19 protein-coding genes are annotated in these 25617 nt (G+C 39.8%); 8 read left to right on the plus strand and 11 right to left on the minus strand.

Translation table 11 applies throughout. The features are described 5' to 3' along the window. From GFH32_RS13965 to mraZ, 8 genes are read right to left on the minus strand one after another with little or no spacing between them, the layout of a single operon-like run. Positions 1–1200 carry an FtsW/RodA/SpoVE family cell cycle protein gene (locus tag GFH32_RS13965; RefSeq protein WP_153512177.1) on the minus strand — a complete coding sequence of 400 codons (1200 nt, stop codon included), beginning with the start codon at positions 1198–1200 and terminating at the stop codon, positions 1–3. A 13-nt stretch (positions 1201–1213) separates the two neighbouring features. Continuing rightward, positions 1214–2587 carry a UDP-N-acetylmuramoyl-L-alanine--D-glutamate ligase gene (gene murD, locus GFH32_RS13970; protein ID WP_153512178.1) on the minus strand — a complete coding sequence of 458 codons (1374 nt, stop codon included), beginning with the start codon at positions 2585–2587 and terminating at the stop codon, positions 1214–1216. 10 nt (positions 2588–2597) lie between these two features. After that, positions 2598–3842: a phospho-N-acetylmuramoyl-pentapeptide-transferase gene (gene mraY / locus GFH32_RS13975; protein WP_153512179.1), complete on the minus strand. Its 1245-nt coding sequence runs from the start codon at positions 3840–3842 to the stop codon at positions 2598–2600. 5 nt (positions 3843–3847) lie between these two features. Then, a complete protein-coding gene (locus GFH32_RS13980; protein WP_153512180.1) occupies positions 3848–5305 on the minus strand; it encodes a UDP-N-acetylmuramoyl-L-alanyl-D-glutamate--2,6-diaminopimelate ligase in 1458 nt (485 codons plus the stop codon). A gap of 1 nt (position 5306) precedes the next feature. Next, complete coding sequence (locus GFH32_RS13985; protein ID WP_153512181.1) at positions 5307–7433, minus strand: penicillin-binding protein; 2127 nt, start codon at positions 7431–7433, stop codon at positions 5307–5309. Between the two features lie 16 nt (positions 7434–7449). Continuing rightward, on the minus strand, positions 7450–7860 hold the full coding sequence (locus GFH32_RS13990) for an FtsL-like putative cell division protein (RefSeq protein WP_153512182.1): 411 nt from the start codon (positions 7858–7860) through the stop codon (positions 7450–7452). 18 nt (positions 7861–7878) lie between these two features. Then, positions 7879–8790, minus strand: coding sequence for a 16S rRNA (cytosine(1402)-N(4))-methyltransferase RsmH (rsmH, locus tag GFH32_RS13995; RefSeq protein WP_153512183.1), 912 nt, complete (start codon positions 8788–8790; stop codon positions 7879–7881). After that, entirely contained in the window at positions 8783–9256 is a 474-nt protein-coding gene (gene mraZ, locus GFH32_RS14000; protein WP_153512184.1) for a division/cell wall cluster transcriptional repressor MraZ, read from the minus strand. Before mraZ ends, rsmH begins: the two co-directional genes overlap by 8 nt. A gap of 502 nt (positions 9257–9758) precedes the next feature. Between mraZ and aspS the strand changes: the two genes are divergently transcribed. Together aspS and GFH32_RS14010 are read left to right on the plus strand one after the other, a co-directional pair. Then, positions 9759–11513, plus strand: coding sequence for an aspartate--tRNA ligase (aspS, locus tag GFH32_RS14005; protein WP_153512185.1), 1755 nt, complete (start codon positions 9759–9761; stop codon positions 11511–11513). A gap of 102 nt (positions 11514–11615) precedes the next feature. Beyond that, positions 11616–12998, plus strand: a complete 1383-nt coding sequence (locus GFH32_RS14010; RefSeq protein WP_153512186.1) for a LutB/LldF family L-lactate oxidation iron-sulfur protein — start codon at positions 11616–11618, stop codon at positions 12996–12998. A 270-nt stretch (positions 12999–13268) separates the two neighbouring features. Here the strand turns inward: GFH32_RS14010 and GFH32_RS14015 are convergent, their stop codons facing one another. Continuing rightward, the gene (locus tag GFH32_RS14015) at positions 13269–15134 is read right to left on the minus strand and encodes a vWA domain-containing protein (RefSeq protein WP_153512187.1); all 1866 of its coding nucleotides are present in this window, start codon (positions 15132–15134) and stop codon (positions 13269–13271) included. A gap of 93 nt (positions 15135–15227) precedes the next feature. Here GFH32_RS14015 and GFH32_RS14020 point away from each other — a divergent pair, with 93 nt between their 5' ends. Beyond that, on the plus strand, positions 15228–15788 hold the full coding sequence (locus GFH32_RS14020; RefSeq protein ID WP_202111222.1) for an RNA polymerase sigma factor: 561 nt from the start codon (positions 15228–15230) through the stop codon (positions 15786–15788). Then, positions 15781–17052, plus strand: coding sequence for an energy transducer TonB family protein (locus GFH32_RS14025; protein WP_153512189.1), 1272 nt, complete (start codon positions 15781–15783; stop codon positions 17050–17052). The genes GFH32_RS14020 and GFH32_RS14025 overlap by 8 nt, the downstream gene beginning before the upstream one ends. 138 nt (positions 17053–17190) lie before the next feature. Here GFH32_RS14025 and tsaD read toward each other — a convergent pair whose 3' ends face one another. Then, on the minus strand, positions 17191–18192 hold the full coding sequence (gene tsaD / locus GFH32_RS14030; RefSeq protein WP_153512190.1) for a tRNA (adenosine(37)-N6)-threonylcarbamoyltransferase complex transferase subunit TsaD: 1002 nt from the start codon (positions 18190–18192) through the stop codon (positions 17191–17193). A gap of 85 nt (positions 18193–18277) precedes the next feature. Between tsaD and GFH32_RS14035 the strand changes: the two genes are divergently transcribed. Then, entirely contained in the window at positions 18278–22642 is a 4365-nt protein-coding gene (locus tag GFH32_RS14035) for a translocation/assembly module TamB domain-containing protein (RefSeq protein WP_458296206.1), read from the plus strand. Here GFH32_RS14035 and GFH32_RS14040 read toward each other — a convergent pair. Then, entirely contained in the window at positions 22639–22926 is a 288-nt protein-coding gene (locus GFH32_RS14040) for a hypothetical protein (protein WP_153512192.1), read from the minus strand. The genes GFH32_RS14035 and GFH32_RS14040 overlap by 4 nt on opposite strands. A gap of 271 nt (positions 22927–23197) precedes the next feature. On the opposite strand from GFH32_RS14040, the gene GFH32_RS14045 reads away from it, so the two are divergent. From GFH32_RS14045 to GFH32_RS14055, 3 genes are read left to right on the plus strand one after another with little or no spacing between them, the layout of a single operon-like run. Further along, positions 23198–24046, plus strand: coding sequence for a transketolase (locus GFH32_RS14045; RefSeq protein WP_153512193.1), 849 nt, complete (start codon positions 23198–23200; stop codon positions 24044–24046). Positions 24047–24102: 56 nt separating this feature from the next. After that, positions 24103–25056: a transketolase family protein gene (locus GFH32_RS14050; protein WP_153512194.1), complete on the plus strand. Its 954-nt coding sequence runs from the start codon at positions 24103–24105 to the stop codon at positions 25054–25056. A gap of 6 nt (positions 25057–25062) precedes the next feature. Beyond that, on the plus strand, positions 25063–25608 hold the full coding sequence (locus GFH32_RS14055; protein WP_153512195.1) for an RNA polymerase sigma factor: 546 nt from the start codon (positions 25063–25065) through the stop codon (positions 25606–25608). Positions 25609–25617: the final 9 nt, after the last annotated feature.

A 25617-nucleotide genomic window follows, 5' to 3' on the forward strand; every position in this document is an offset into this window, starting at 1 on the left:
TTATATCGTTCCAACAACCACCTTACTTGAACGCGGTTTTTTTACGACTTCTAATTCTTCTTTATTTTTTAACTCTTCAATGTTACGACTCACACTAAGAATAATACCTAGGGCTACACTCGTAAATAAAATCGACGTACCACCCATACTTACCAAAGGCAACGGTACCCCCGTCACTGGCCCCAAGCCGACAGCAACAGCCATGTTTGCTAAAGCCTGAATTGTCAAACTAAATCCCAAACCCGCCGCCAAGAATGCGCCAAAAGCTCGTGGACTCAGCGTAACAATACGTATGCACCGATACATTAATGCGATATATAAGAAAAGCAATACAGCTCCTCCAATTGTGCCATATTCTTCGATGATAATCGCGAAGATAAAATCTGAATATGGGTGAGGTAAAACATTACGTTGAACAGAATTACCAATCCCTTTTCCAAACATTTCTCCAGTTGCAATAGCTATCTTCGCATTGTTGGCTTGGAAATTCTTATCTTCTTGGAACGAACCTTTCGAATCGTGAACTTCTTCAGTCTGAAAGAAGCCCTGAATACGACTAATGTAAGTTCCACGACGTGGACCTAATAACATAACTAATGTTAAGAGAACCGCCCCGCCCATACATACAACCGCAATTTGCTTAAAATCGATACGACCAATCATTAACAGCAATACACTTACACCAAACAGCATTAATGCTGTGGAAAGGTTAGCTAGCGCAATCAGCACGAAAACAGCACAAACAGCGCCCATGATAGGAATAAACGATTTCTTGACATCTTTAATCTCTTCCTGTTTTCTAGACAACATACGCGCTAGAAATGTAATAAGGGCAAGTTTCGCTAAATCGGAAGTTTGAAATGTTTGATTGATAATCGGAATCGTCAACCAGCGACTTGCTTCATTCACTTTGCTACCAAACAACAAGGTGTAAAGCAACAAAGGAATGGTGATTATCATTAACAATTTTGATATCCCAGCGTAATACCGGTAATCCAATTTGTGTGATAGATACATCAACCCTAAACCAGCAATAACGATAAACAAGTGCTTAAAAAGGTATAATTCAGTACCCTTACCTTCTTTATAAGCCAAGGTACCTACAGAGCTGTATACAGCAAGTAGTGACCATATGGACAACAAGATCACAATGATCCAGATCCACTTATCGCCTTTTAGTTTAGAAAAAATGTATTCCATCGATCCTCCTTAATTATAAAGCCATTACAGCTTCTTTGAACTTATCGCCGCGTTCTTCGTAGTTTTTAAACCAGTCAAAACTTGCACATGCTGGTGACAATAAGACTGTATCGCCTTTTTTCGCTAAATGTGACGCTATTTGAACAGCATCTGACATTGATGCACTATTCACAATAACATCGGTTTCGTCCTCAAACGCTTCATGAATTCGACCTGTATCTTTACCAATACAGATGATCGCCTTTACTTTCGAGCGCACTAAATCACGCAACATATCGTAGTCGTTACCCTTGTCAACACCGCCCATAATTAAGACGATATCGCTAGAAAAACTTTCCAATGCGTACCATACAGAATTTACATTGGTTGCTTTGGAGTCATTGATATAATTTACCCCACCAACGCTAGCCACATGTTCTAAACGATGTTCAATATTTACAAAGGACCCCATACTCTCCTTCATCGACTGATTACGCAATTCTTGAACCTTTGCAATCAATCCCGCCGCACTATTATTGTAAATATTGTGCTTGCCTTGTAATGATAATTCTTCGATATTCATGGTAAAAACTTCTCTATTAGGTACTAAAATGTTCAAATTCTTATTTGCATCTACAAAAGCACCTTGTTCTAATTCACGCTCTTGTGTAAATGGTAAATGAATAGCTTTGGTGGGATGCTTATCCAACGCAGCTACCGTTTCTGGATCATCTAAACAATAGATGAAATAATCAGACTCCCCTTGATTCTGAACCATTCTGAATTTAGAAGCCACATAATTTTCCATCTTATAATCATAGCGATCCAAGTGGTCAGGCGTTATATTTAAAATCACCGCAACATCTGCACGGAAATGATACATGTCATCAAGCATAAAACTTGAAATCTCCAACACATAGCAAGCATGCGGATCACGCGCGACTTGTAAAGCAAAACTGTTTCCTATATTTCCTGCTAAACCGACATCCAAACCTGCATTCTTCAATATTGAATAGGTTAACATGGTCGTCGTTGTCTTGCCATTAGATCCTGTAATACAATATAATTTCGAATCTGTATACTGAGCTGCAAACTCGATTTCCGAAATCAAGGGCTTGTTCAAAGAACGTAGCTGCTTAATCAGTGGCGCTTTTTCAGGAATGCCAGGACTTTTAACTACTAAATCTGCATTCAGAATCAACTCTTCGCTGTGCTTTCCTTCTTCAAAAGGAATTTGCTCTAATTCTAATGTTGCTTTATAAGAGCCCGCAATTTGACCCATATCGGATACAAATACATCAAAGCCTCTATCTTTTGCTAGAATGGCAGCACCTACTCCACTCTCGCCCGCACCTAGTACAACTAGGCGGCCAGATTGAGGATAATAGGTATGTGCGATATTTGACATCTTTATATAATTATCTAACTTTCAATGTAACGATGGTAAGAATTGCTAAGATGATCGAGACAATGACAAAACGTGTCACGATCTTAGACTCATGATAACCCTTCTTTTGGTAGTGATGATGTAATGGGGACATCAAAAATATACGTCTCCCCTCACCATATTTCTTTTTCGTGAACTTGAAATAAGAAACTTGAATAATTACTGACAAATTCTCAATCAAGAAGACACCACATAATACTGGAATCAATAGTTCCTTACGGATTAAGATGGCGAATGCGGCGATAATACCACCGATTGCTAAACTCCCCGTATCTCCCATGAAGACTTGTGCTGGATAGGCGTTGTACCACAAAAATCCAGTACATGCACCAATGAACGCACCAGCGAAAATCACCAGTTCCCCAGAATTAGGGATATACATAATGTTCAAGTAGTCGGAAAAGATAATGTTACCCGATACATAGGCTAATATGGCTAGGGTAATCCCCATAATAGCCGAGGTCCCCGTGGCCAGCCCATCTATACCATCCGTAATGTTTGCCCCATTTGAAACTGCCGTCACGATGAACACGACAACGACTAAGAAAATCATGAAAGTAACCCAAGGATTGGTAATGCCGAAAACATCCAATACTTTCGCGTAGTCGAACTCGTTGTTTTTATAGAAAGGTATATTTGTCTTTGAAGACTTTACATTCTCTGCATAAATTTTCTCACCTGTCGATGGGTTAATAACAACCTCAACTGGTTTCGAAGAACTTGGATTTGTCACCTGTTGACGAACTACAATATCCGGATGGAAATACATCGTAATTGCAATTAAAATACCTAGACCAACTTGTCCAATCACTTTAAAACGACCCGCTAGTCCCTCTTTGTTCTTACGGAACACTTTGATATAGTCATCCAAGAATCCAATTGCACCCATCCAAATGGTTGTGATAATCATCAATATGATATAGATATTATCCAACTTGGCAAACAATAACGTAGGAATTAGAATACCTGCGATAATGATTAAACCTCCCATGGTTGGCGTACCTTGCTTCTTCTTTTCGCCTTCTAATCCTAAATCACGGATCGTTTCTCCAACTTGTTTTTGATGAAGTAAACGAATTAGACGACTACCGTATACCGTGGTAATAATCAACGAAACTATTACAGACATGGCCGTCCGGAAAGAGATATACTGGAACAATCCAGCTCCCGGAATATGAACATGTTCATTAAGCCAAGTAAATAAATAATATAACATCCCCTTTAATTGATCTCGTTAAATATTTTTTCCAATTCTTCCTTATCATCGAAGTGATTTCTCACCCCGTTAACTTCTTGATATTTCTCATGCCCTTTACCGGCAACAAGGACAACATCGCCCGGTTGAGCCAAATGAACAGCAGCACGAATTGCTTCTCTACGATCAGTAATCGAAAAAACATTCTTGCGTTTATCTGCTACCAAACCAGCTTCCATATCCTTTATGATTTGTACTGGATCTTCTGAACGAGGATTATCCGACGTCAAAATAACCTTATCACTTAAGCGAGAGGCAACTTCCGCCATCTCAGGTCTCTTCGTCTTATCCCGATCTCCACCACAACCTAAAACCGTTAAAATCTGCTGACCCGGCTTTCTCAAATCCAATATGGTTTCTAGAACATTCTCAACCGCATCAGGTGTATGCGCATAGTCTACAATCGCAACAATACCTTGGCTTGAGCGAATGGTTTCAAAACGACCCTCTGCCCCTGTAATCTCACTCAAGGCAGTTAATACTTTAATTGTCTCTTGTTCTAATAGAATAGCAGCACCGTAAACCGCTAATAAATTATATGCGTTGAAATGGCCAACCAATTTCACCCATAACTCTTGGGCATCAATTTGCAGCAACATTCCATCAAAGTGGCTTTCCAAAATCTTTGCTTTGAAGTCAGCCATTTGTTGTAAACCGTATGTTTTATGATGAGCGAACGTATTTTGCAACATGACCTGCCCATTCTTATCATCAATATTTGTCAAAGCGAAAGCATAACGATCTAGATCATCAAAAAACTTCTTTTTTGCTTTGATATAGTTCGCGAACGTGCCGTGAAAATCAAGATGGTCATGTGTGATATTCGTAAAAATACCTCCAGCAAATCGCAACCCAGCAATACGCTGTTGAACAATAGCATGGGAGCTCACTTCCATAAAACAATAGTCACATCCATCATCTACCATCGAACGCAATAAAGCATTCAGCGAAATAGGATCTGGAGTCGTATGTGTAGCAGGAATAACGCGATTCCCAATTTGATTTTGAACGGTCGACAGTAGACCTACATGGTAACCTAATTGGCTAAACAAATTAAATAATAGCGTAGCCACGGTAGTCTTACCATTGGTACCTGTAACACCTACCAACTTTAAATCCTTTGAAGGATTTCCGTAAAAATTAGCAGCAAAAACCCCTAAGGCAAAAGAAGAATCATCAACTAAAATATAAGTGACGCCTTCCTTTGTTTCGGACGGATATTCTTCCAATAGAATAACAGATGCTCCAAGTCCAACAGCCTTCTCAATATATAAATGACCATCAGTCTGCTGACCGCGAACCGCTACAAAGGCAGAACCTGCCGCTGCTTTTCTTGAATCCAAGCAAACCGAGCTCACCTCGACATCGAGGGAACCTAGGTAATCTTTTACCGGAATAGCGTGCAACAATTCTTTCAATAACATCTTAATGCAATTCTATTAACACCTTAGTACCAGACTTTAATCGTTGTCCGGCAGCTAGGGATTGATTATAAACTTTTCCTTTACCACGAATAGTGGCTTTAAATCCGGCATTTTCCATAGCAAAAATGGCGTCAACTAGCCCCATCCCTTTGACATCTGGAACAATCCCCTCTTTAAATTCTGTAACCGTAAATGGTAATGCTGTTGTCGAAGAAGCTCCTGAATCCGACTGAACAATTGAATTCCAGTTGACTGACTGAATACCCAATAGCTCATAAACCTTAGCCGTGGCATCTTTTGAACCTTTTAACGTATAAGGAATCTTGGTACCTTTAAAGTTTACCTGACGTTTATCAAGTGTGCTATGTAGCGACAAATCATTTGCATAAACCATATCGGCTAATTCCCGAAATACGGGACCAGCAACCGAACCACCATAGTAACCATTTCGAGGATTACGAATCACCACAATCATCGAATACTTTGGATTCTCTGCCGGAAAATATCCGACGAACGACGATTGGTAACGACGTGCACCATAGCCACGTGAACCATCAGCCATTTGTGCAGTTCCTGTTTTCCCTGCAGAACTATATAAAGGACTACGTAATTTCTTTCCGGTACCTTCAATCATGACACCTTCCATCATTTTACGCATTTTCCCAATCGCCTCTTCTGAAGCCATCTGCTTGTTAATAACGCGAGCGTCAAACTTTTGAACGGTTGTTCCTAAATGTTGGATTTCTTTTACAAAAAGCGGCGCTAACATCCTGCCGTTGTTCGCAACACCATTAACTAATGTCAGCGTTTGAAGCGGCGTCAACTTCAGTTCATAACCATAAGCCATCTGTACGAGTGACAATTTACTCCAAGAGCGGCTATCAGGCATTTTGACCCAAGGCTTTCCTTCCCCTGGGATTTGTAATCCCAGGGGATCATTCAATCCCCATTTATGTAATTTCGAAGTGTATTTCGCAGGATTACTACCGTAATGTTGATTTATCAACTTGGCAACCCCTACGTTTGAAGACTCTTCAAATGCTTCTTTCGCTGTTACACGAGACTTCTTCGGCGGATGTGAATCACGAATGGTATGGCTTGGAACTTTATATGTACCGTTGCCGATATCAACAATTGTATTCGTATCAATTACCCCATCATCAAGAGCGACTAGATAAGAGGCAATCTTAAATGTTGAACCAGGGTCTGCACCCTGTGCTATAGCATAATTAAACTTCTCTCTATAAACACCTTCAGCATCTCTTGTAAAATTCGCAATGGCTCTCACTTCTCCGGTATTCACTTCCATCAAGATCACACAACCGTTATCTGCATTGCTCTGAATCAATTGCTTTTCCAATGCACGTTGCGCCATATCTTGCATGTTCACATCGATGGTCGCAATAATGTCAGAACCATCAGTCGGTGCAACTTCCATTTCTCTATTCACTGGAATCCAAACACCTCCTGCAATTCGCTGCATCAACTGAACACCACTATGCCCTTCGATATAATCGCCATATGCACCCTCTAAACCAACACGAACGGTATCGCCTTTCGTATTTTTATACCCAATTGTACGGGCAGCTAGATTAGTAAAAGGTAAAATGCGCTTGTTTTCACGAACCGCAATTAAACTGCTTGAATAACGCTTTTTATTTTCTTTGAATCCTTTTAGTAAAGGGAACTCTTTCAACACTTTGAGCTGTTGATGAGAAACCGCACGTTTCAACAAAACATAACGTTGTTTTTTTGCACGCGCTTCTTTTAGTTGCCCTAAATATTGTCGAGGCGATTTATCAGCAAAAAACTTCGACAGTTTAATAGCTAATGAATCAACACGAGCATTGAAAACATCATTTTCTTCTGCTGGAATTGCCATCGCGTCGAAACGAACATCGTATTCTGGAACAGATGTCGCCAATAGACTCCCATCATTTGAATAAATATTTCCACGTGCCGCTTCTATAACACGCTCGCGAATAGTCAAACTGTCAGCAATTTCTCTCCAACGTTCGCCGTCAACATATTGTAAGTGCAAAAGCTTTCCAAAAACCAGTAAAGCACCAAATACCATCAGCCCGAACGCCAGGTACACCCGAATCAATATGGATTTCCTAATATTCATGTAATGGTTTCTTCTTTTACTTTTTTACTTCTTTTACAACTTGTAATTTGATCGGCGGCTCGGTTCTTTCTTTTAACCCCAGCGTATCCGCACGTTTTGCTATTTCCGTTTGCGTCGTCAATTTCATCAACTCCGCATTCAAAGATTTATAATCCCAACTCAACTCCTTCACTTCTTTTCCCAATCGATCAATTCGACGAACGGTATTCTCCGCGAGGTGTCGATTTGAAATATAAAGCAATCCCAACAAGGCCAAAAAAGCCACGAACGGAAGGTTCTTGGCAACGAGATAAGTATTGAGTTTTTTTTGAGAAAATACAGACTTCAGAAAGTCCTCCGTCTCTTCAACCTTTTCTTCCAAGGCATCCGACATTTCCTCTTGCACTTCCTCGCTTAGCTCATTGTTTTTGATTGTATTCCTTGCCATTCGATTCCCTTTGCTACTTTACACCTTTTCTGCGATTCGCAATTTCGCACTGCGCGCTCTATTGTTCACAGCCAATTCCTCATCACTCGCAACAATCGCTTTTCGGCTGATTACTTTAAATGGCTTGATTTCATTTCCAAAGAAATCCTTCTCAACCTCACCTCTAAATTTCCCCTTCGCCACAAAATTCTTTACCAGACGATCTTCTAGTGAATGATAAGACATGACCACTAATCGACCAGACTCCTTCAAAACGCCTACAGTCTGCTCTAAAAACTCCTGTAATGCTTCTAACTCTTTATTTACTTCAATACGTAGGGCTTGAAAAACCTGCGCATGATATTTATGCTCTTTACCTTTCGGAACGTGCTTCTTAATCACCTCTTTCAATTCCGCAACGGTATTTATCTCCTGATTCAAACGAGCAGTAACAATCGTCTTTGCTAATGTCTTCGCATTGATAATCTCGCCATACATTCCAAATATGCGATGCAAATCTTCCTCTGCGTATGTACGAAGGACTTTACGCGCATCCAAATCTGAAACTTGATCCATTCGCATATCCAAGTCCGCATCAAAACGGATAGAGAAACCGCGATCAGCGTCATCAAACTGATGTGAAGAAACCCCCAAATCAGCCAATATACCATCGACAGTGCGAACACCGGCTAAGCGTAAATAATTTTTTAAGAACCTAAAATTTTGATGAATCAAAGTGAAACGTGGATCATCCAAAGCATTCTTAACCGCATCCGGGTCTTGATCAAAAGCAATCAATTTTCCTTCCGGACCTAAATGCTTCAATATTTCTTTAGAATGACCTCCACCCCCAAAAGTCACATCAACATAAACACCATTCGGTTTAATTGCTAGAGCGTCAATACACTCTTTCAACATCACAGGCACATGGTATCCGATTTCATTACTCATTCTCTAACCCTCCAAAATCAAAGCCACCCATCACCTCTTCAGCTAAGGAAGCGAAATCGTCTCCCATATCAGCGTCCATAATTGCATCGTACTCGGCTTTCGACCACAACTCTATCTTATCAAACTGACAAGCTAAAACAACATCCGTTTGAATCCCTGCATACTCCAACAATCCTTTCGGCAACAACACGCGACCCGCCGAATCCAAACTTAACTCAGTTGCTCCTCGCATAAACTGACGAATGAAATTTCTATTCTTAGCATTATATTGGTTTAATTTTGCCAATTGTGCCATCTTCTTATTCCACTCATCTCTAGTATAAATCACCAAATTCTTCTCAAATCCTCGGTTCACAACAAGCCCCTCCTGCTCCGCTTCCGGCAGCTGCCGTTTTAGCGAAGCTGGAACCACCATTCTTCCTTTGGTGTCTAGCTTACATTCGAATTCTCCGATTAATTGATTCATTCAGTATACGTCTACACTAATTATAATGTAAAAGTATACACTTTCCCCCACAATCTCCCACATTCCCCCACAAAAAAGTTTTCCACATTCAATAGCCCTCACAAAAACCAGCATAACTACAACAAAAACAAGGGATAATATTGAATTACAATAAATTAAAAATTGTAGCGAATGCGCTAGAAAGACCATAATAAGTCTTACTTTTTACCATGATTTCGTTAAATAAACCACCAAATCACTAGTAAAGTGGTTGAAAGTGGGAGCACTAAATTATGAACCCAAACATCGGATGAATTCCTCGCGTTTTTAACCCCTCAGGATTAAAACCAGAAGTAAAAAAGCTTGATAATAAGCATTCGCTATACCTTATTATATATGTTTACTTTTATCTTGATAGCGACATCTTATCCAAATGATCTAACCCAAAGACCTAATCGAAATCCAATTCTTTATTTTCAATTAAATGCAATAATTTTGTCCTTCTACTAAAAGACAGTAAATCATGCACAGAACACATACTTGTGGCGAACTTAGAATTGAAGATATTGGTACAACCGTAACCTTAAGTGGTTGGGTTCAGAAATCACGTGACTTAGGGGGAATGACCTTCATTGATGTTCGTGATCGATATGGCATCACTCAATTAACTTTTAACAGTGATGATGATGAGACTTTACGTAGCCGCGCACGTGAATTGGGTAGAGAGTTTGTTATCAAAGTTACAGGTACCGTTATTGAGCGTTCGAGCAAGAATGCTAAAATACCTACTGGAGAAATAGAAATCAGTGTCAGCAATCTTGAAATCTTAAACGAATCAAAACTTCCTCCATTTACTATTGAAGATGAAACTGACGGTGGTGATGACATCCGTATGAAGTACCGTTACTTGGATATTCGTAGAAATCCTGTAAAAAACAGCCTACTTTTCCGACATAAAGTAACTCAAGAAGTTAGAAATTACTTATCAAATCTAGACTTCTGTGAAGTCGAAACACCATACCTTATTAAGTCTACGCCCGAAGGTGCTCGTGACTTCATTGTGCCTTCGCGTATGAACCCAGGGCAGTTTTACGCATTGCCACAATCACCACAGACCTTCAAACAATTACTGATGGTCGGTGGAATGGACAAGTATTTCCAAATCGTAAAATGTTTTAGAGATGAAGATTTACGTGCTGACAGACAACCAGAGTTCACACAGATTGACTGTGAAATGTCATTTGTAGAGCAGGAAGATATTCTTAATATCTTCGAAGGTATGACCCGTCATCTTTTAAAGAACATTCACGGAATCGAAATTAATCAGTTTCCAAGAATGACATTTGATGAGGCCATGCGCACCTACGGAAATGACAAACCCGATATTCGTTTCGGAATGAAATTCGGCGAACTAAATGCTGTTGCTCAACATAAAGATTTTGCGATCTTCAATAATGCAGAATTAGTAGTTGGTATTGCTGTTCCTGCTGCCGCTACCTATACTAGAAAACAAATCGACGAGCTAGTTGAATGGGTGAAACGCCCACAAGTTGGTGCTTCAGGCATGGTATATGCCAAATACGAAAGCGACGGAACATTAAAATCTTCTGTCGATAAGTTCTACGATCAAGCTGACTTATTGAAATGGGCGGAAGCGACTTCTGCAAATCCAGGTGACTTAATATTAGTTTTGTCAGGTCCTGCCAATAAAACTCGTGCACAATTGAGCGCTCTTCGTATGGAACTTGGCAATCGCCTTGGACTCCGTAAACCAGATGAATTCGCGCCATTATGGGTTGTTGACTTTCCTCTGTTAGAGTGGGATGAAGATACTTCACGTTATCATGCTATGCACCACCCTTTCACCTCACCAAAACTTGAAGATATGTCTTTACTAGACAGTGACCCAGGTAAAGTACGTGCGAATGCCTACGATTTAGTGCTGAACGGGAATGAAATTGGCGGAGGATCGATTCGTATTCATGATAAAGACATGCAAGCGTTAATGTTTAAGCACTTAGGATTTACGCCAGAACAAGCTCAGGATCAATTCGGATTCTTAATGAATGCTTTCCAATATGGCGCTCCTCCACATGGTGGACTTGCATTTGGTCTTGACCGCTTAACAGCAATACTAGGTGGACAGGAAACAATTCGTGACTTTATTGCTTTCCCTAAAAATAATTCAGGACGCGATGTTATGATCGATGCCCCAGCAACGATTGCCGTTGAACAATTAGACGAGCTAAGCATTTCATTGAAGCCTGTTAGTAAATAAAAGGCGGAACGACGTCTTGAGAACATTATAATTATTATATTTAAAAAGTTGACCATATCCTGGTCAACTTTTATTTTTGTATATATCGCACACATCACCCCTATGGCACAATCAGTAGCAGACAAATTCCTTCAAGAAAGTAAGACGAAATCTTTTGACTTGCGACACCGCCAAATTATCAACAGCAATATTGACAAGTACAACCTTGCTTTTGAGCGTGGTAAGGCTAAATTTCATGACTTGGAGAATTCTAAGCAGAAGGCTAATTTGATCAAATGGAAGGTGATGGAAAACCTCGATCGTTATTTATTGGATTTTGAATCCAATTTCACAAAAAATGGCGGACATGTTATTTGGGCAAACGATGCAGAGGAGGCTCGACAAGAAATCGCTAAAATTATCGAGCAACATCAAGCGAAATCTGTTATTAAGTCAAAATCGATGGCTACAGAAGAGATTGAATTGAATCACTTCTTAGCGGATAAAAACATTGAAACGATCGAAAGTGATTTAGGCGAATTTATCATCCAACTTCTCGACCAAAAGCCTTACCATTTCGTTACCCCAGCCATGCATCTCAGCTTGGAGGATATCGCGAAGCTTTTTCATGAGAAATTCGAAACACCGTTGGAAGCAACCGCGGAAGAATTAACGATGAAGGCGCGTGAAATATTACGTGAAAAATATACGAGTGCCGATATCGGTATTACTGGAGCCAACTTCTTAGTCGCCGATACAGGTAGTATCGCGATTACCGAAAATGAAGGTAATGCCAGATTAACTACCTCCTTTCCTAAGGTTCATATTGCCGTAGTAGGTATTGAAAAAGTTATTCCGAGCATAAGTGACCTTGATTTATTCTGGCCATTACTTGCATCCCATGGTACAGGACAAAACCTAACGGTTTATAACAGTCTGTTAAGCGGGCCTCGAAAAGCTGGAGAAACAGACGGTCCGGAAGAGATGTATGTGATCCTATTGGATAACAATCGAACGAACGTCTTAGAGCAAAAAGATCAACGTCAAGGACTTTATTGTATTCGCTGTGGAGCATGTCTTAATGTTTGCCCGATCTATCAAAATATTGGCGGTCATACTTATGAGACCACCTACCAGGGACCGATTGGCTCTTTAATATCTCCTCACCTGAATGGTATGAAAGAGTTTAAGCATCTAAGCTATGCTTCTTCACTATGTGGTAAGTGCACAGAGGTATGTCCTGTAGGTATTGATATTCAAAAGATGTTACTCATCAATCGTCGTGATTCCGTTCAAGAGAATTTAACCACCTCTACTGAAAAGAGAGCATGGGGACTTTTCACTTGGGCAATCCAAAAACGAAGAATAATCGATTTCTTCGGTGGAAAAACAAAAAATTTCTTCGTTAAAAACTTCTTCAAAAAAGCATGGGGAGAGAACAGAGAACTTCCAAAAATTGCTAATAAATCGTTTTCACAACAATATAAAGAACTAAATAAGAAATAGAATAGTCCCTATTTATTCCTTACCCTAAAGCATATAGACCTTGGTCGAATTGGCACTAGTTTCAATTCAACCAAGGTCCTTTTTTTAGACTTCTGAGCTCAACAACAAACTTATTATCCCCTCCTATTTACTATTGCACTAAACAAATGCTATAAACTTCCCTTCGATCTTAAGCCTACTTGATTCGTATTTTTCGTACTTTCAACGAACGAGGTACGCTTAAGGTAGGCTTCAGGTAGGGCTTAAGTACGAGTAATTTTTAATAATCCACTATCTTTTATCTAAAGCTGCTGCATTTTCTGCTAAGCGTATAAATTCAGCTCTATACCCTTCGTCATCTTTGCCTTTAGCTGATTTCGCCCTAGCGATAAGACTTTTATAACTCGCTTCCTGTTTATAATCTGAATTGCGCAATAACATACCCAACTCAGCTACAGCTGTTGCAAAGCGGAAATCTTCACTCATTTGATCTAAACTAGCAACCTTATTCAAAACAAGCTCTTGTTGCAGTTGGCTTTTATCACCTTTCGGATCCTTATATCGGAATTTTACAGTAGCAAGTTCTCCGTTTAATTCGCCTTTTGCCGCAGATTTATTTTCTTGATATTTTAATGCATCTACTGAACCTATTATACTGCTTTTTACACCCACAGGAACAATTTCATAAAGCGCTGTTACGCTGTGCCCTACCCCCATATCACCGCCCAGTTTGGCATCGTTATTAAAATCTTCAGCTGCCAATAAGCGATTTTCATATCCCACTAAACGGTAGGCTTGAACATAAGCGGGATTAAATTCGACTTGTATCTTAACATCTTTGGCAACCGTAAACATCGTTCCTCCAAACTCCGTCACCATCGCTTTACGCGCTTCAGAAATATTATCGATATAAGCGTAATTTCCATGACCTTTATTTGCTAACAACTCCATTTTGCTATCCTTTAGGTTGCCCATTCCAAAGCCAAGGACTGTTAAATGTACGCCACTTTCACGCTCCTTGCTGATTAAATCCTCCATCGCTTCATCACTTGATGCCCCAACATTGAAATCACCGTCTGAAGCTAAAACGATCCGATTATTACCATCCTTCATCAAGTTTTGGCGCGCAATCTCATAGGCTTTCTTAATGCCCGCTCCTCCAGCGGTACTACCACCGGCCTCGAGTTCGTCAATAGCGCCTTTAATTTTCATTTTTTGACTGCCGGAAGTACTTTCCAGCTTAACCCCAGCATTGCCTGCATAAGTAACAATGGCAACACGATCTTGGTCACGTAATTGATCTACGAGCAGTTTCAATGATGATTTCACTAGGGGTAACTTATTATCCGAGAACATCGAACCAGATACATCGATTAAGAAAACAAAATTCGATGCTGGTAGATTCTCGGATGGTATATCTTTAGCTTTTAGTGCGATTCGAATGATTTGATGCTCTTTATTCCAAGGTGCAACGCCAAGTTCTGTATAAATCTTTACAGGCTCTGCCTTATTAGGAGCTTTCAAGTCGTACTGAAAATAATTAATCATCTCTTCGATACGGACTGCATCTCTATCGGGCAATTGGCCCGCATTTAACATGCGACGAACGTTACTATAGGATGCGCCGTCCACATCAGCAGCGAAAGTTGACAATGGGTCCTTGAATGGTGATTTAAAATCATTCTCGTCGATATTTTGGTAGGTCTCGCTATTTGCAGCCGGTCGGATTCCTCCGATTCTAATTCCCTGCATATTACCCGCCAAACGAGTCTCCGCACGTGCTGTCGCCATTCGCTTATCCATTCTTCCTCTTACATGAACACCCGTCACGACGACCTCTTCTAACAGTTGATCATGTTCTTGCTCCAATAGTTGCATTTCCATATTAACAACCGTCTTGTTTCCTACTTTTGCGCGTTGTTCTTGATATCCTTCAAAGCGAAACAGCAGCTGATCGCCTGGCTCTAGAGTGATTTTGTATTTCCCCTGAGCGTCAGTTAACGTGGCAGCAGTTTTCTGATAAACAGAAACCTCGACCCCTGCAAGTCCCATTTTTTTCTGCCGATCGGTTACTTGCCCCGTTACAACAATCTCTTTTGCCTGAACAACCGCTAGAAAACTAAACAGTAAGATCCAAATTGTGAGTATATTTTTCATATCGTTCGAATTTTGACAAGGGATGCAGTAATTCCATAATTTCCATAAACCAGAAAAAAAATTTATTTTACCGCTTCAATTTGCATTAGGATCTTGTCGAAAAAGATATTACAAACAGACGATGAGTTATTAGATGCCTTCTTAAGGGAGGGCAGTCTCGCGTATCTAGGCGACCTCTATCAACGCCATAGCGAGATGGTCTATTACGTATGCTTACGATACTTTAAAGACACTGAGCGCAGCAGAGATGCTGTCATGCAAATATTCGAGGAATTAATAGGAAAGGTTAAGAAGCAGGAAATTCAAGATTTCCCGCGTTGGCTTTATGTCGTCAGTAAGAATCATTGCTTGATGGCACTACGAAGCGCTAAAAGTAAACCCGAAATTGTTACAAATGATTTTGTGGAATTTGCCGCAAACTTGCATCAGGAAGAAAACTTTCAAGAACGCGAGGATCAATTATCGCAATTAGAACGTTGTATTGATCGGTTGATTGAAAAGCAGCAGCAAAGTATCCGCTTGTTTTTTATTGAGGAAAAATGCTATAAAGAGGTTGCTGAGATTACAGGTTATAGTATGAATGATGTGAAGAGCGCGATTCAAAACGGAAAACGCAATCTTAAAATTTGTATGGAAAGGGCAGAGCATGAGTAATCAATTTGATATCGCTTATTTACGTAGGTATGTGAACGGAGAATTAAGTTCCTCCGAGATGTACGCTATTGAGAAAGCGTCTCATCAAGATGAAATGCTCATGGATCTAATCTTAGGTCTTGAAGAAGAGAAGCGGTCAGGAATTACCGCAGACGCGAAAGACCTTCATGCTGCCATCTACGATCGCAGTCACCCGAATACTACCGTTCGAATGTTTCCTTATAAATCCCTAGGTATCGCTGCTTCGTTGCTCCTTTTCCTAGGAATAGGCACCATCTGGTATTTAAATCGACCAAAAGAGTCGGATGAACTAGATATGGCTGCAGCGGATGTAGCAACTTCAGCACCTGAAGACAGCACATTAAACAGTATTGATTTAGACAGTATTGATTCTGGTGATACAAGTGAAACTTTGATAGCAGCAATACCAGAAATACGCGATGCGCAGGCCACCGAATTGAGCCAATCTAAGCAAGTGCGTTCGAGAGAAAAAACCGAAGCGCAGAAAAAGGATCTCAGTTTAAGTCCAGATCTATTTATTGATACATCACGTTTAGTCCCGGATCAGATGATTGCTAAACGGGACACCAAACTCGCTAAAAAAAGAACACAGCTAGCGTCAGCCAACAATCCTAATGTGATTAACCTGCAAGGGAGCATGGCAAAAATAAGCGTCGCCCCTCAGGCTGAAATCATGGAGGAACGGCTAGCAAGTCCGCAAGATTTCAAACGTATCATTACCGGCGAGGTGATTGACCGAGAATCGGGCTACCCAATTCCCCAAGCGACTGTAAGAAATATAAAAACAAATGAAGTTGTTGTTACGGACTCATCCGGAAGTTTTGTTATGCCGACATCGCTAGAGTCTACTGAACTGGAGATTCTATCTATTGGTTATCAATCAACGCGCATATTAGCGAAGAATCAACAAAGAATTAGCTTATCTCCTGAATATGAAACGCTAGACGAGGTGGTCGTTAGTGGCTATTCAGCCAATAAAAATAAAACAAAATCTGAACCTCTCGTTGGATGGAAAGCCTATAAGCGATACATTAACGACAACACGAAAGAATCCTTATTTGGGAAAGGAAGCGTGACCCTTGTCTTTGACGTTTCGAACTTTGGTCGCCCAATCGACATTAGCGTTGTAAAATCTGCGAACCCATCACTAGACCAACAAGCGGTACAAATCATTAAGAATGGTCCTGATTGGAAAAAAGGCAACGATGGAAAACGTATTGAGATAAAGATATCCTTCAAATAATAAAACAGACAGCTTTCGATCAATGATTTCCAAATCGCTGTTCAATAAATCAAAAAGGATAAAATTGATCATAAAAAAAGACTAACAGCCCTTTCGTTCCTGCTAGTCTATACAATAAGCTATGCTGTTTCTTTTGAGCTAAACATGCATTCTCGCTAATGGCGAAATATCCTGCCCTACAAAGTCTTTTTTTAGGAATTTATGATATCCTGCAATTGCAATCATTGCAGCATTATCCGTACAATATTCAAACTTTGGAATAAAGACATTCCATTTATATTTTTCGCCCATTGCTAATAATGAACTTCTTAATCCAGAATTGGCGGACACACCACCTGCAATAGCGATGTCTTTAACACCGGTTTGCTTGGCTGCCTTTTTCAATTTGTTTAAAAGAATGGAAACAATACGGTCTTGTACGGATGCACATAAATCGTCCATACGTTCCGCAAGGAAGTTTGGGTTTTTCTTTATTTCCGCTTGAACGAGGTATAGAATTGCCGTTTTAAGACCTGAAAAACTAAAATTGAGTTCCGGTATTTGAGGTTCTGGCAATTTGAATGCCGTCGGATCTCCGTCTTTAGCGTGTTTATCAATTAATGGTCCTCCAGGATAAGGCAAATTCAAAATCTTCGCCGTTTTATCGAATGCCTCTCCCGCTGCATCGTCTAAAGTTTCCCCAAGTAGTTCCATCTCAAAGTAATCCTTGACCAGTACAATCTGTGTATGACCACCAGAAACAGTCAAGCATAAAAATGGGAACGCTGGTTTTGGCTGGTCGATAAAGTGCGCTAATATGTGCGCTTGCATATGATTAACCTCAATTAGGGGTACATCCATTGCTAATGCGAAAGATTTTGCAAAGGAGGTCCCAACTAATAAAGCACCTAAAAGTCCAGGTCCGCGAGTAAAAGCCACTGCATCTATATCTTTTTTACTTACTTTTGCTTGAAGAATGGCTTGATCTACCGTAGGAATAATATTTTGTTGATGAGCACGGGACGCTAACTCAGGCACTACCCCTCCGTATTTCGCATGGATTGCTTGACTTGCAATAATATTTGATCGAATTTCGCCGTCTATACAAATAGATGCGGAAGTTTCATCACACGATGATTCTATACCGAGTATGATTGCCATTTTGAGGGATGTATTAAATATAAAGCACAAAAGTATCAAAAAAATACTTAAAATAACGTTGTATAGCTTCCTAGGCTTAATTGCCTTGCTTTGCCTTGTGGTATTCAGTCTGCAATTTGCATCTGTGCAAACATTTGTAACACAACGTGTCGCTAAATATCTCTCTAGCGAACTAAACGCTAAAGTAGAACTCAAGCATATTTATTTTCGCCCATTTGATCAATTATCGTTAACTGAATTCAAGATTTCAGATCAAAAAGGAACACCTATACTTGCTGTAGAGGAGCTCAAAGCTAATTTGATGCTACGCCATTTCCTTCAGAACAAAATCGTTGTGGAAGACTTGGAATTGCATAAAGCATACGTCGACTTCCAGGTGTATAAGGACAGTTCCAATATCAAATTCCTGCTAGATTACTTTGCGCCAAAAAAGAAAAACGTCACAGCTAAGCAAACCCCATTAGAACTACAACTACATAATCTTAGACTGTTCGACAACCATATCAGGATAGTAAATCATAACCAAAAACATCACAACAAAGGGGTTGACTTTTCAGACATTGAACTCAAAAACTTAAATCTTGATCTGGCGAACATCAAGTTTGATTCGACATCCCTTAGAACAGAAATCAAAAGGCTTTCACTCGTTGAAAAATCTGGTTTTGAGATCAAGAAGCTTTCTTCAAAAGCATTCATTAGTGGTAAATCAATGGAGTTTGATCAACTTAATTTACAAACTAATCAATCTAGAGTTGGTCGCTATCTGAAATTCACTTACGATCGATTTAGCGATTTTGGAGATTTTATCAAGAAGGTGCAGATCGCCGGAACGATGGATGATGTTTATGTCGATTCTCGCGATATCGAATACTTTGCTCCTTCGATGAAGTCTGTACAATTTACAGCCTCAGTCCCCCAAGCAACAGTTGACGGAACGGTAGACGATTTAAAAACGACGAACGCATTAATAAAAACTGGGAATGAAACTGTCTTACGTGGTGACTTTCGTATTAAAGGGCTGCCAGACATCAACAAAACGATTTTTGACTTCGATGCTGAAGACCTTCAAACCTCAGCAAAAGACCTTGAATTGATCATCCCTAAACTTGCAAAGCGGAACCGCTTTTCACTGCCTCAGGAACTTCATAAGTTAGGCTTAATAAAATTTGCAGGCTCCTTCAATGGATTATATAATCTCTTTGACGTCAAGGGGAATTTTGACACTAAACTTGGCGCCATACGAACAGAAAGTAAGATTGATATCCAAAAAGACATTCTTTATCAAGGGCATATTGCCTCAAATCAATTTCAATTAGGTGAGCTAATTAAAAGTAAGACGTTAAAATCAACCGCGTTAGCCTTTAATTTTGATGGCAGCAGTTTTGATTTTGATAAAATGAGTCTACAATTAGATGGCGGACTCCGTAATTTACAATTTGGGAATTACCAATATGATAGTATTGAGGTTTCTGGCTTGTTGGATCAAAAATTTGTTGATGTTTCCGGTTTGATTCGGGATTCAAACGCTCAATTAAGTTACGATGCGAAGATTGACTTCCAATCAGATGAAACAAGCTACGATGTGGCGGCGGAAGTAGACTTGATCAATCTAAAGAAAATGGGGCTAGTTGAGAAAGATAGTATTGTCATTTTCAATTCGCAAATTAACACACATCTTAGCGGTAACAACTTAAATAATTTGAACGGCGAGGTTGAAGCCGAGCAAATTAATATGCGTACATCGAAAGGCGACTTTCGAGTAGACGATTTATTCTTTTCGGCAGATGGTACGCAAGCGGATCGGCTTTTGACTTTGCGTTCCAATGTACTCGATGCTGAAATGAAGGGCATTATCGACTTGAATACGTTAATCCCCTATTTCAATGCTTTGGCAATGCGCTATGCCCCAGCGATTGGATTGAATTTAGAGCCTTACAATCCTCAAATATTCGATTTACAGGTTAATGTAAAATCCTTCGAACCCGTTTCAGCATTTTTAGATCCAACATTAACGCTCGACGACGGCGCTTCATTGGAAGCACATTTCTCGTCGGAAGATTTTACCGCCGAATTTACGGCCTTTAGTCCTTTCGTTCGATATCAGGGTATTAATGTACAGAACATTCATGTTCGCGAAAATGCAGATCAGAAGGCATTCTCATTGGATATCACTGCAGACAAGCTGTTCTTGAGTGATAGTTTATTTGTAAATGATATAGAGATTAACAATGTGCTATCCAACGACAGCCTTTTGTTCAGTATAAATGGAGCAAAAGAAACTGACTTGAATTATTTGCGGTTAAATGGTGATATACATTTCGCACACAATAAGCCTGCTTTTATCCATTTCAACAAATCATCAATCGTTATAAATCGCGAATCATGGGCATTGAACACGGATGCTGAGATGCGTGTATCGAAAGGGAAATTCTATTTAAAAAATTTAATCGCCAGTCAGGGCCAACAAAAAGTAGCCTTCAATGGTGTACTATCCAATGAAGACGATAAGCTGGAAGTAAACTTTAGCAAATTTAATTTAACCTCGCTGGAAGCATTTTTAAAACCAATTGGCATACGCCTCATTGGAGAGTTAAATGGGGATATTGAACTCCATTCCGTTTTCAAGAAGCCATACCTCTCTGCCAATGTTCAGACTAGCCCATTGGTATACAATCAAATTCCTATTGGTCAACTGCGTTTAATTGCTGATTTTGACCCAGAAACCAAACAAGCGAATTTGGATTTGCAACTACTTGATGAGCTGAATAAAGGATTGAAGCTTGGAGGAACTTACCAGATCGGTGGAGATGCCCAAGAATTAAATTTAAAAGGCTCCCTCAATCAAATGGAATTGATATTATTCCAACCCTTTGTTCGAAGTTTAACCTCACAACTTCAAGGGAAAATGAATGCTGAAATTCAAATTGGCGGAAGCTTAAAACATCCTGAATTCAATGGGATATCGAAAATAGAATATGCGTCGTTCAACGTTAATTATCTTAAGACTTCCTATAACCTGAGTAATCAAACCGTGTTATTAGACAAGAATAATATTATGCTGAGCAACTTAACGTTCAATGATCACAAAGGACATCAAGCTGTTGCCAATGGTATTGTAAACCTGAATAAACTGAGCAACCCTTACATCGACGTTGACGTGGTAACTAAAAACACCATGATATTAAACACGACTTACAAGGATAATAACCTCTATTTCGGGACGGCTTATGCGACCGGTACATTCCGATTTAAAGGTGCTACCTCGGCAATTGACATTAACATTAAAGCACGCTCAGAAGATAACACGGCAATCACAATCCCTTTCAATTCCGCAATGACCGTAACGGACAGTGATTTTATCTACTTTGTAAGTAATGATTCCAGCAAAAATAAACAGCAGGAATCGAAGTATTTATTGAAAGGAATGACAATGAATATGGACTTAGAGCTAACGCCTACCGCTGAAGTCAATCTACAGACTGACTTGGGTTCATTAAAAGGTAATGGTACTGGGGAGATTACGTTGAAAGTTTCTAGTCTTGGGGATTTCGAAATGTTTGGTGACTACACGGTTAATTCAGGAAAGTTCCACTTTACGGCGCAAGATTTCTTTAACAAATTCTTTGATATAAAGCAAGGTGGTACGATTCGATGGACTGGTTCTCCGTCCGGCGCTAACATCAACATGACAGCGATTTATCAACAAAGAACGTCGATATCACCCTTGTACAATGCGGCGGGTCGCTCGGGTCAAGATGAACGCGTGATGGCGCAGGCCGATATGAACATCAAAGGTACCTTGAGTCAACCTGATGTTTCCTTTGATTTAAATTTCCCTCAAACTCCTTACGTTAAAGACGAATTACAAGCGTATTTGAGTGATGCAAATAACGTCAATCAACAAGCTTTAAGCCTTATTGTACGCCGGAGTTTCACGGCGAGTTCGAACAATGAATTGGGTCGCGAAGTAAATAACACCCTACTGTCTGCGGGAACAGAGATTGCGTTCAATCAATTAAATAACATCTTAGCGCAGTCATTAAAGATTGACTTCCTAGATTTCAATATTCGTTCGCTGAACGACGCGTCTGCGTCATTTAGATTCTTTAATGATCGATTAGTGCTTACTGGAGGTATCGTTGATCGAAGGAACGTGCAGACCACGGATTTAACATTCTTTTCCAACAAAGTTGCTACCGACGCTGAATTGACCTTCAAACTACGTCGCGATGGTAATCTAATGTTTCGCGCATATAATCGCTTGAATACTCGAAACATCTTATTCACCCCTACCGATGATTATATCAATGCGGTTGGATTGATTTATCGTCAGGAATTTAATACGTTGGGAGAGTTCTGGAGAAAATTATGGAATTGGAGTGGAAATCGTAGTGACTTACCATTATCAACAAGCCCATCTTTAGACTCTGTAAAAACAGAAAGAAATTAATTCAACAACGAACGAACAAGTTTCTCCCACTCCTCAGATAAGCTCGCCTTACACTCCACTTGTTTCGCACGACCATACCAATATCTAGCGTTCCACAGATCACCCTCAACACGATGGAAATAGGCATGTACATGAGCTGAGATAGGATCCTCTAAATGGTCGATCAAATCATGTCCTTTTTTCCACTGTCCCTTCCCTTCAAACCAAAGGGCACTTAGCTGAATTGACCAATCCGATTTGGGTTGTGCATCTTCCAATGACTTTTTGAATTCTTCAAATTTCATGTATTAAAGGTACTGGATAGGGAATAAAAATCAAAACCCTTGTTTTATTCAGCAATTTCGATGTAATCATGGTCTAACGATTAGCTAGCTTTTGTTTCTCGATAAATTCTTACAAATGCTTTATTCAATAAATTGCTTAGCAAAAATAAAAACTTGCATAAAATCAAAATAAAGGTCTAAATACTTCATACTAACTACTAAATACTAAAGCAAATACTGCAAAAAATCATTACCTTTATCGGCAAAACAATCGAAACATTTATACTAAAAAATGAGTGCAGATATAAACAAGCTTGAACAGATTGCTTCTCAAGTAAGAAGAGACATTGTTCGCATGGTACATGCATGTCAATCCGGACACCCAGGTGGTTCTCTAGGTTGTACAGATTATTTTGTAGCATTGTACTTCCACGCAATGAAAAACGATCCTTCCTTCAACATGGATGGTATTGGTGAAGACTTATTCTTCTTATCGAATGGGCACATTTCTCCTGTATTTTACAGTACTTTAGCTAGAGCGGGCTACTTCCCAGTGAGTGAATTAGCGACATTCCGTAAACTTAATTCTAGACTACAGGGACACCCTACTACCCACGAGCACCTTCCAGGGATTCGTGTAGCGTCAGGATCTTTAGGTCAGGGCTTATCGGTAGCTCTTGGTGCTGCACAAGCTAAGAAGTTGAATAAAGACAACAGCTTAGTATATGTATTAATGGGTGACGGAGAGTTACAAGAAGGACAAGTATGGGAAGCAGCGATGTATGCTCCACATAACAAGATGGACAACATCATTGCAGCGGTTGACTACAACCACGCGCAAATTGATGGTTCTACAGATACGGTTCTTTCTTTAGGTGATCTTCGTGCGAAATGGGAAGCATTTGGTTGGGATGTGCTAGAAGTAGCAAAAGGAAACGATATGGCTTCTGTTGTTGCTGGTATTGATGAAGCAAAATCACGTACAGGAAAAGGTAAACCAGTGATCATCTTATTACATACCGAAATGGGTAGTGGTGTTGATTTCATGATGGGATCCCATAAATGGCATGGTGTTGCTCCTAATGATGAGCAATTAGCAAGCGCATTGAATCAGATTCCTGCAACCATTGGCGATTATTAAGATAACAAGCTGTTAGACCTAGAATGGCATAGACATTCTGACTGAGACATCACAACATGAAAAAATATACATATACAGAATCAAAAGACACACGCTCAGGCTTTGGTGCCGGCTTACTAGAAGCAGGACAGCAAAACGAAAATGTTGTAGCGTTATGTGCTGACTTGATCGGTTCATTGAAAATGAACGACTTTATAAAAGCTTATCCTGAACGTTTCTTCCAAATTGGTATTGCGGAAGCAAACATGATGGGTATTGCAGCAGGATTAACTATCGGTGGAAAGATTCCTTTCACTGGTACATTTGCAAACTTCTCTACAGGTCGTGTTTATGACCAAATCCGTCAATCTATTGCCTATTCAGGTAAGAATGTAAAGATTTGTGCTTCTCACGCTGGATTAACATTAGGTGAAGATGGTGCAACACACCAAATCTTGGAAGACATCGGTTTGATGAAGATGTTGCCAGGTATGACTGTGATTAATCCATGTGATTACAATCAAACAAAAGCAGCTACTATTGCGTTAGTAGACCATGAAGGACCTGCATATTTACGTTTCGGCCGTCCTGTTGTTCCTAACTTCACACCTGCAGATCAAAAATTCGAAATTGGTAAAGCTGTGATGTTAAACGAAGGCGCTGACGTAACAATTATCGCTACCGGACATTTAGTATGGGAAGCTATCCAAGCGGGTGAAGAATTAGAGAAAGAAGGCATTAATGCAGAAATCATTAATATTCACACGATTAAACCATTGGATGCTGCTGCGATTTTAAAATCTGTTGCAAAAACAAAATGTGTGGTTACTGCTGAAGAACACAACCGTTTAGGTGGTTTAGGTGATAGCGTTGCACAAGTTTTAGCGAAGGAACTTCCAACTCCACAAGAATATGTAGCGGTAGATGATAGCTTTGGCGAATCAGGAACTCCGGCACAATTGATGGAGAAATATGGTTTAACAGCTGCAGATATTGTTAAAGCAGCGAAAAAAGTAATTAGCAGAAAATAATCCAATATGGAAGATTCCCTGATCATTGCGAAGTTCGCCGATGAGAAAACTCGTGAGGAAGCATTTCGCGAGTTATTAAAAAAGTACCAGCAGAAAATCTATTGGCACGTCAGAAGAATGGTTTTAGACCATGACGACGCAGATGATGTTGTGCAGGATATCTTTATTAAAGTCTGGCGGAATCTCGAGAAGTTCAGAGAAGATTCACAATTGTACACTTGGTTGTACAGGATTGCGACTAATGAATGCATTACTTTCTTAAATAAGAAAAAACAAAAGCAGAATGTTTCATTGGATGATGAAACATCTGCTTATTTATCAGAGACTTTAGCTGACGGTTCTTATTTCAATGGAGATCGCGCGCAGCAAAAACTACAAGAAGCCTTATTAACGCTTCCTGATAAACAACGCTTGGTTTTCAATATGAAATATTTTGAGGACTTGAAGTATGAGGAAATTTCGGATGTGCTTGGCACCAGTGTCGGCGCTTTAAAAGCGTCATATCATTTGGCTGTTAAGAAGATAGAGAACTTTTTTGCCAAGAACGATTAAACCTTTTTA

Source organism: Sphingobacteruim zhuxiongii (assembly GCF_009557615.1).
Classification (GTDB): Bacteria; Bacteroidota; Bacteroidia; order Sphingobacteriales; family Sphingobacteriaceae; genus Sphingobacterium; species Sphingobacterium zhuxiongii.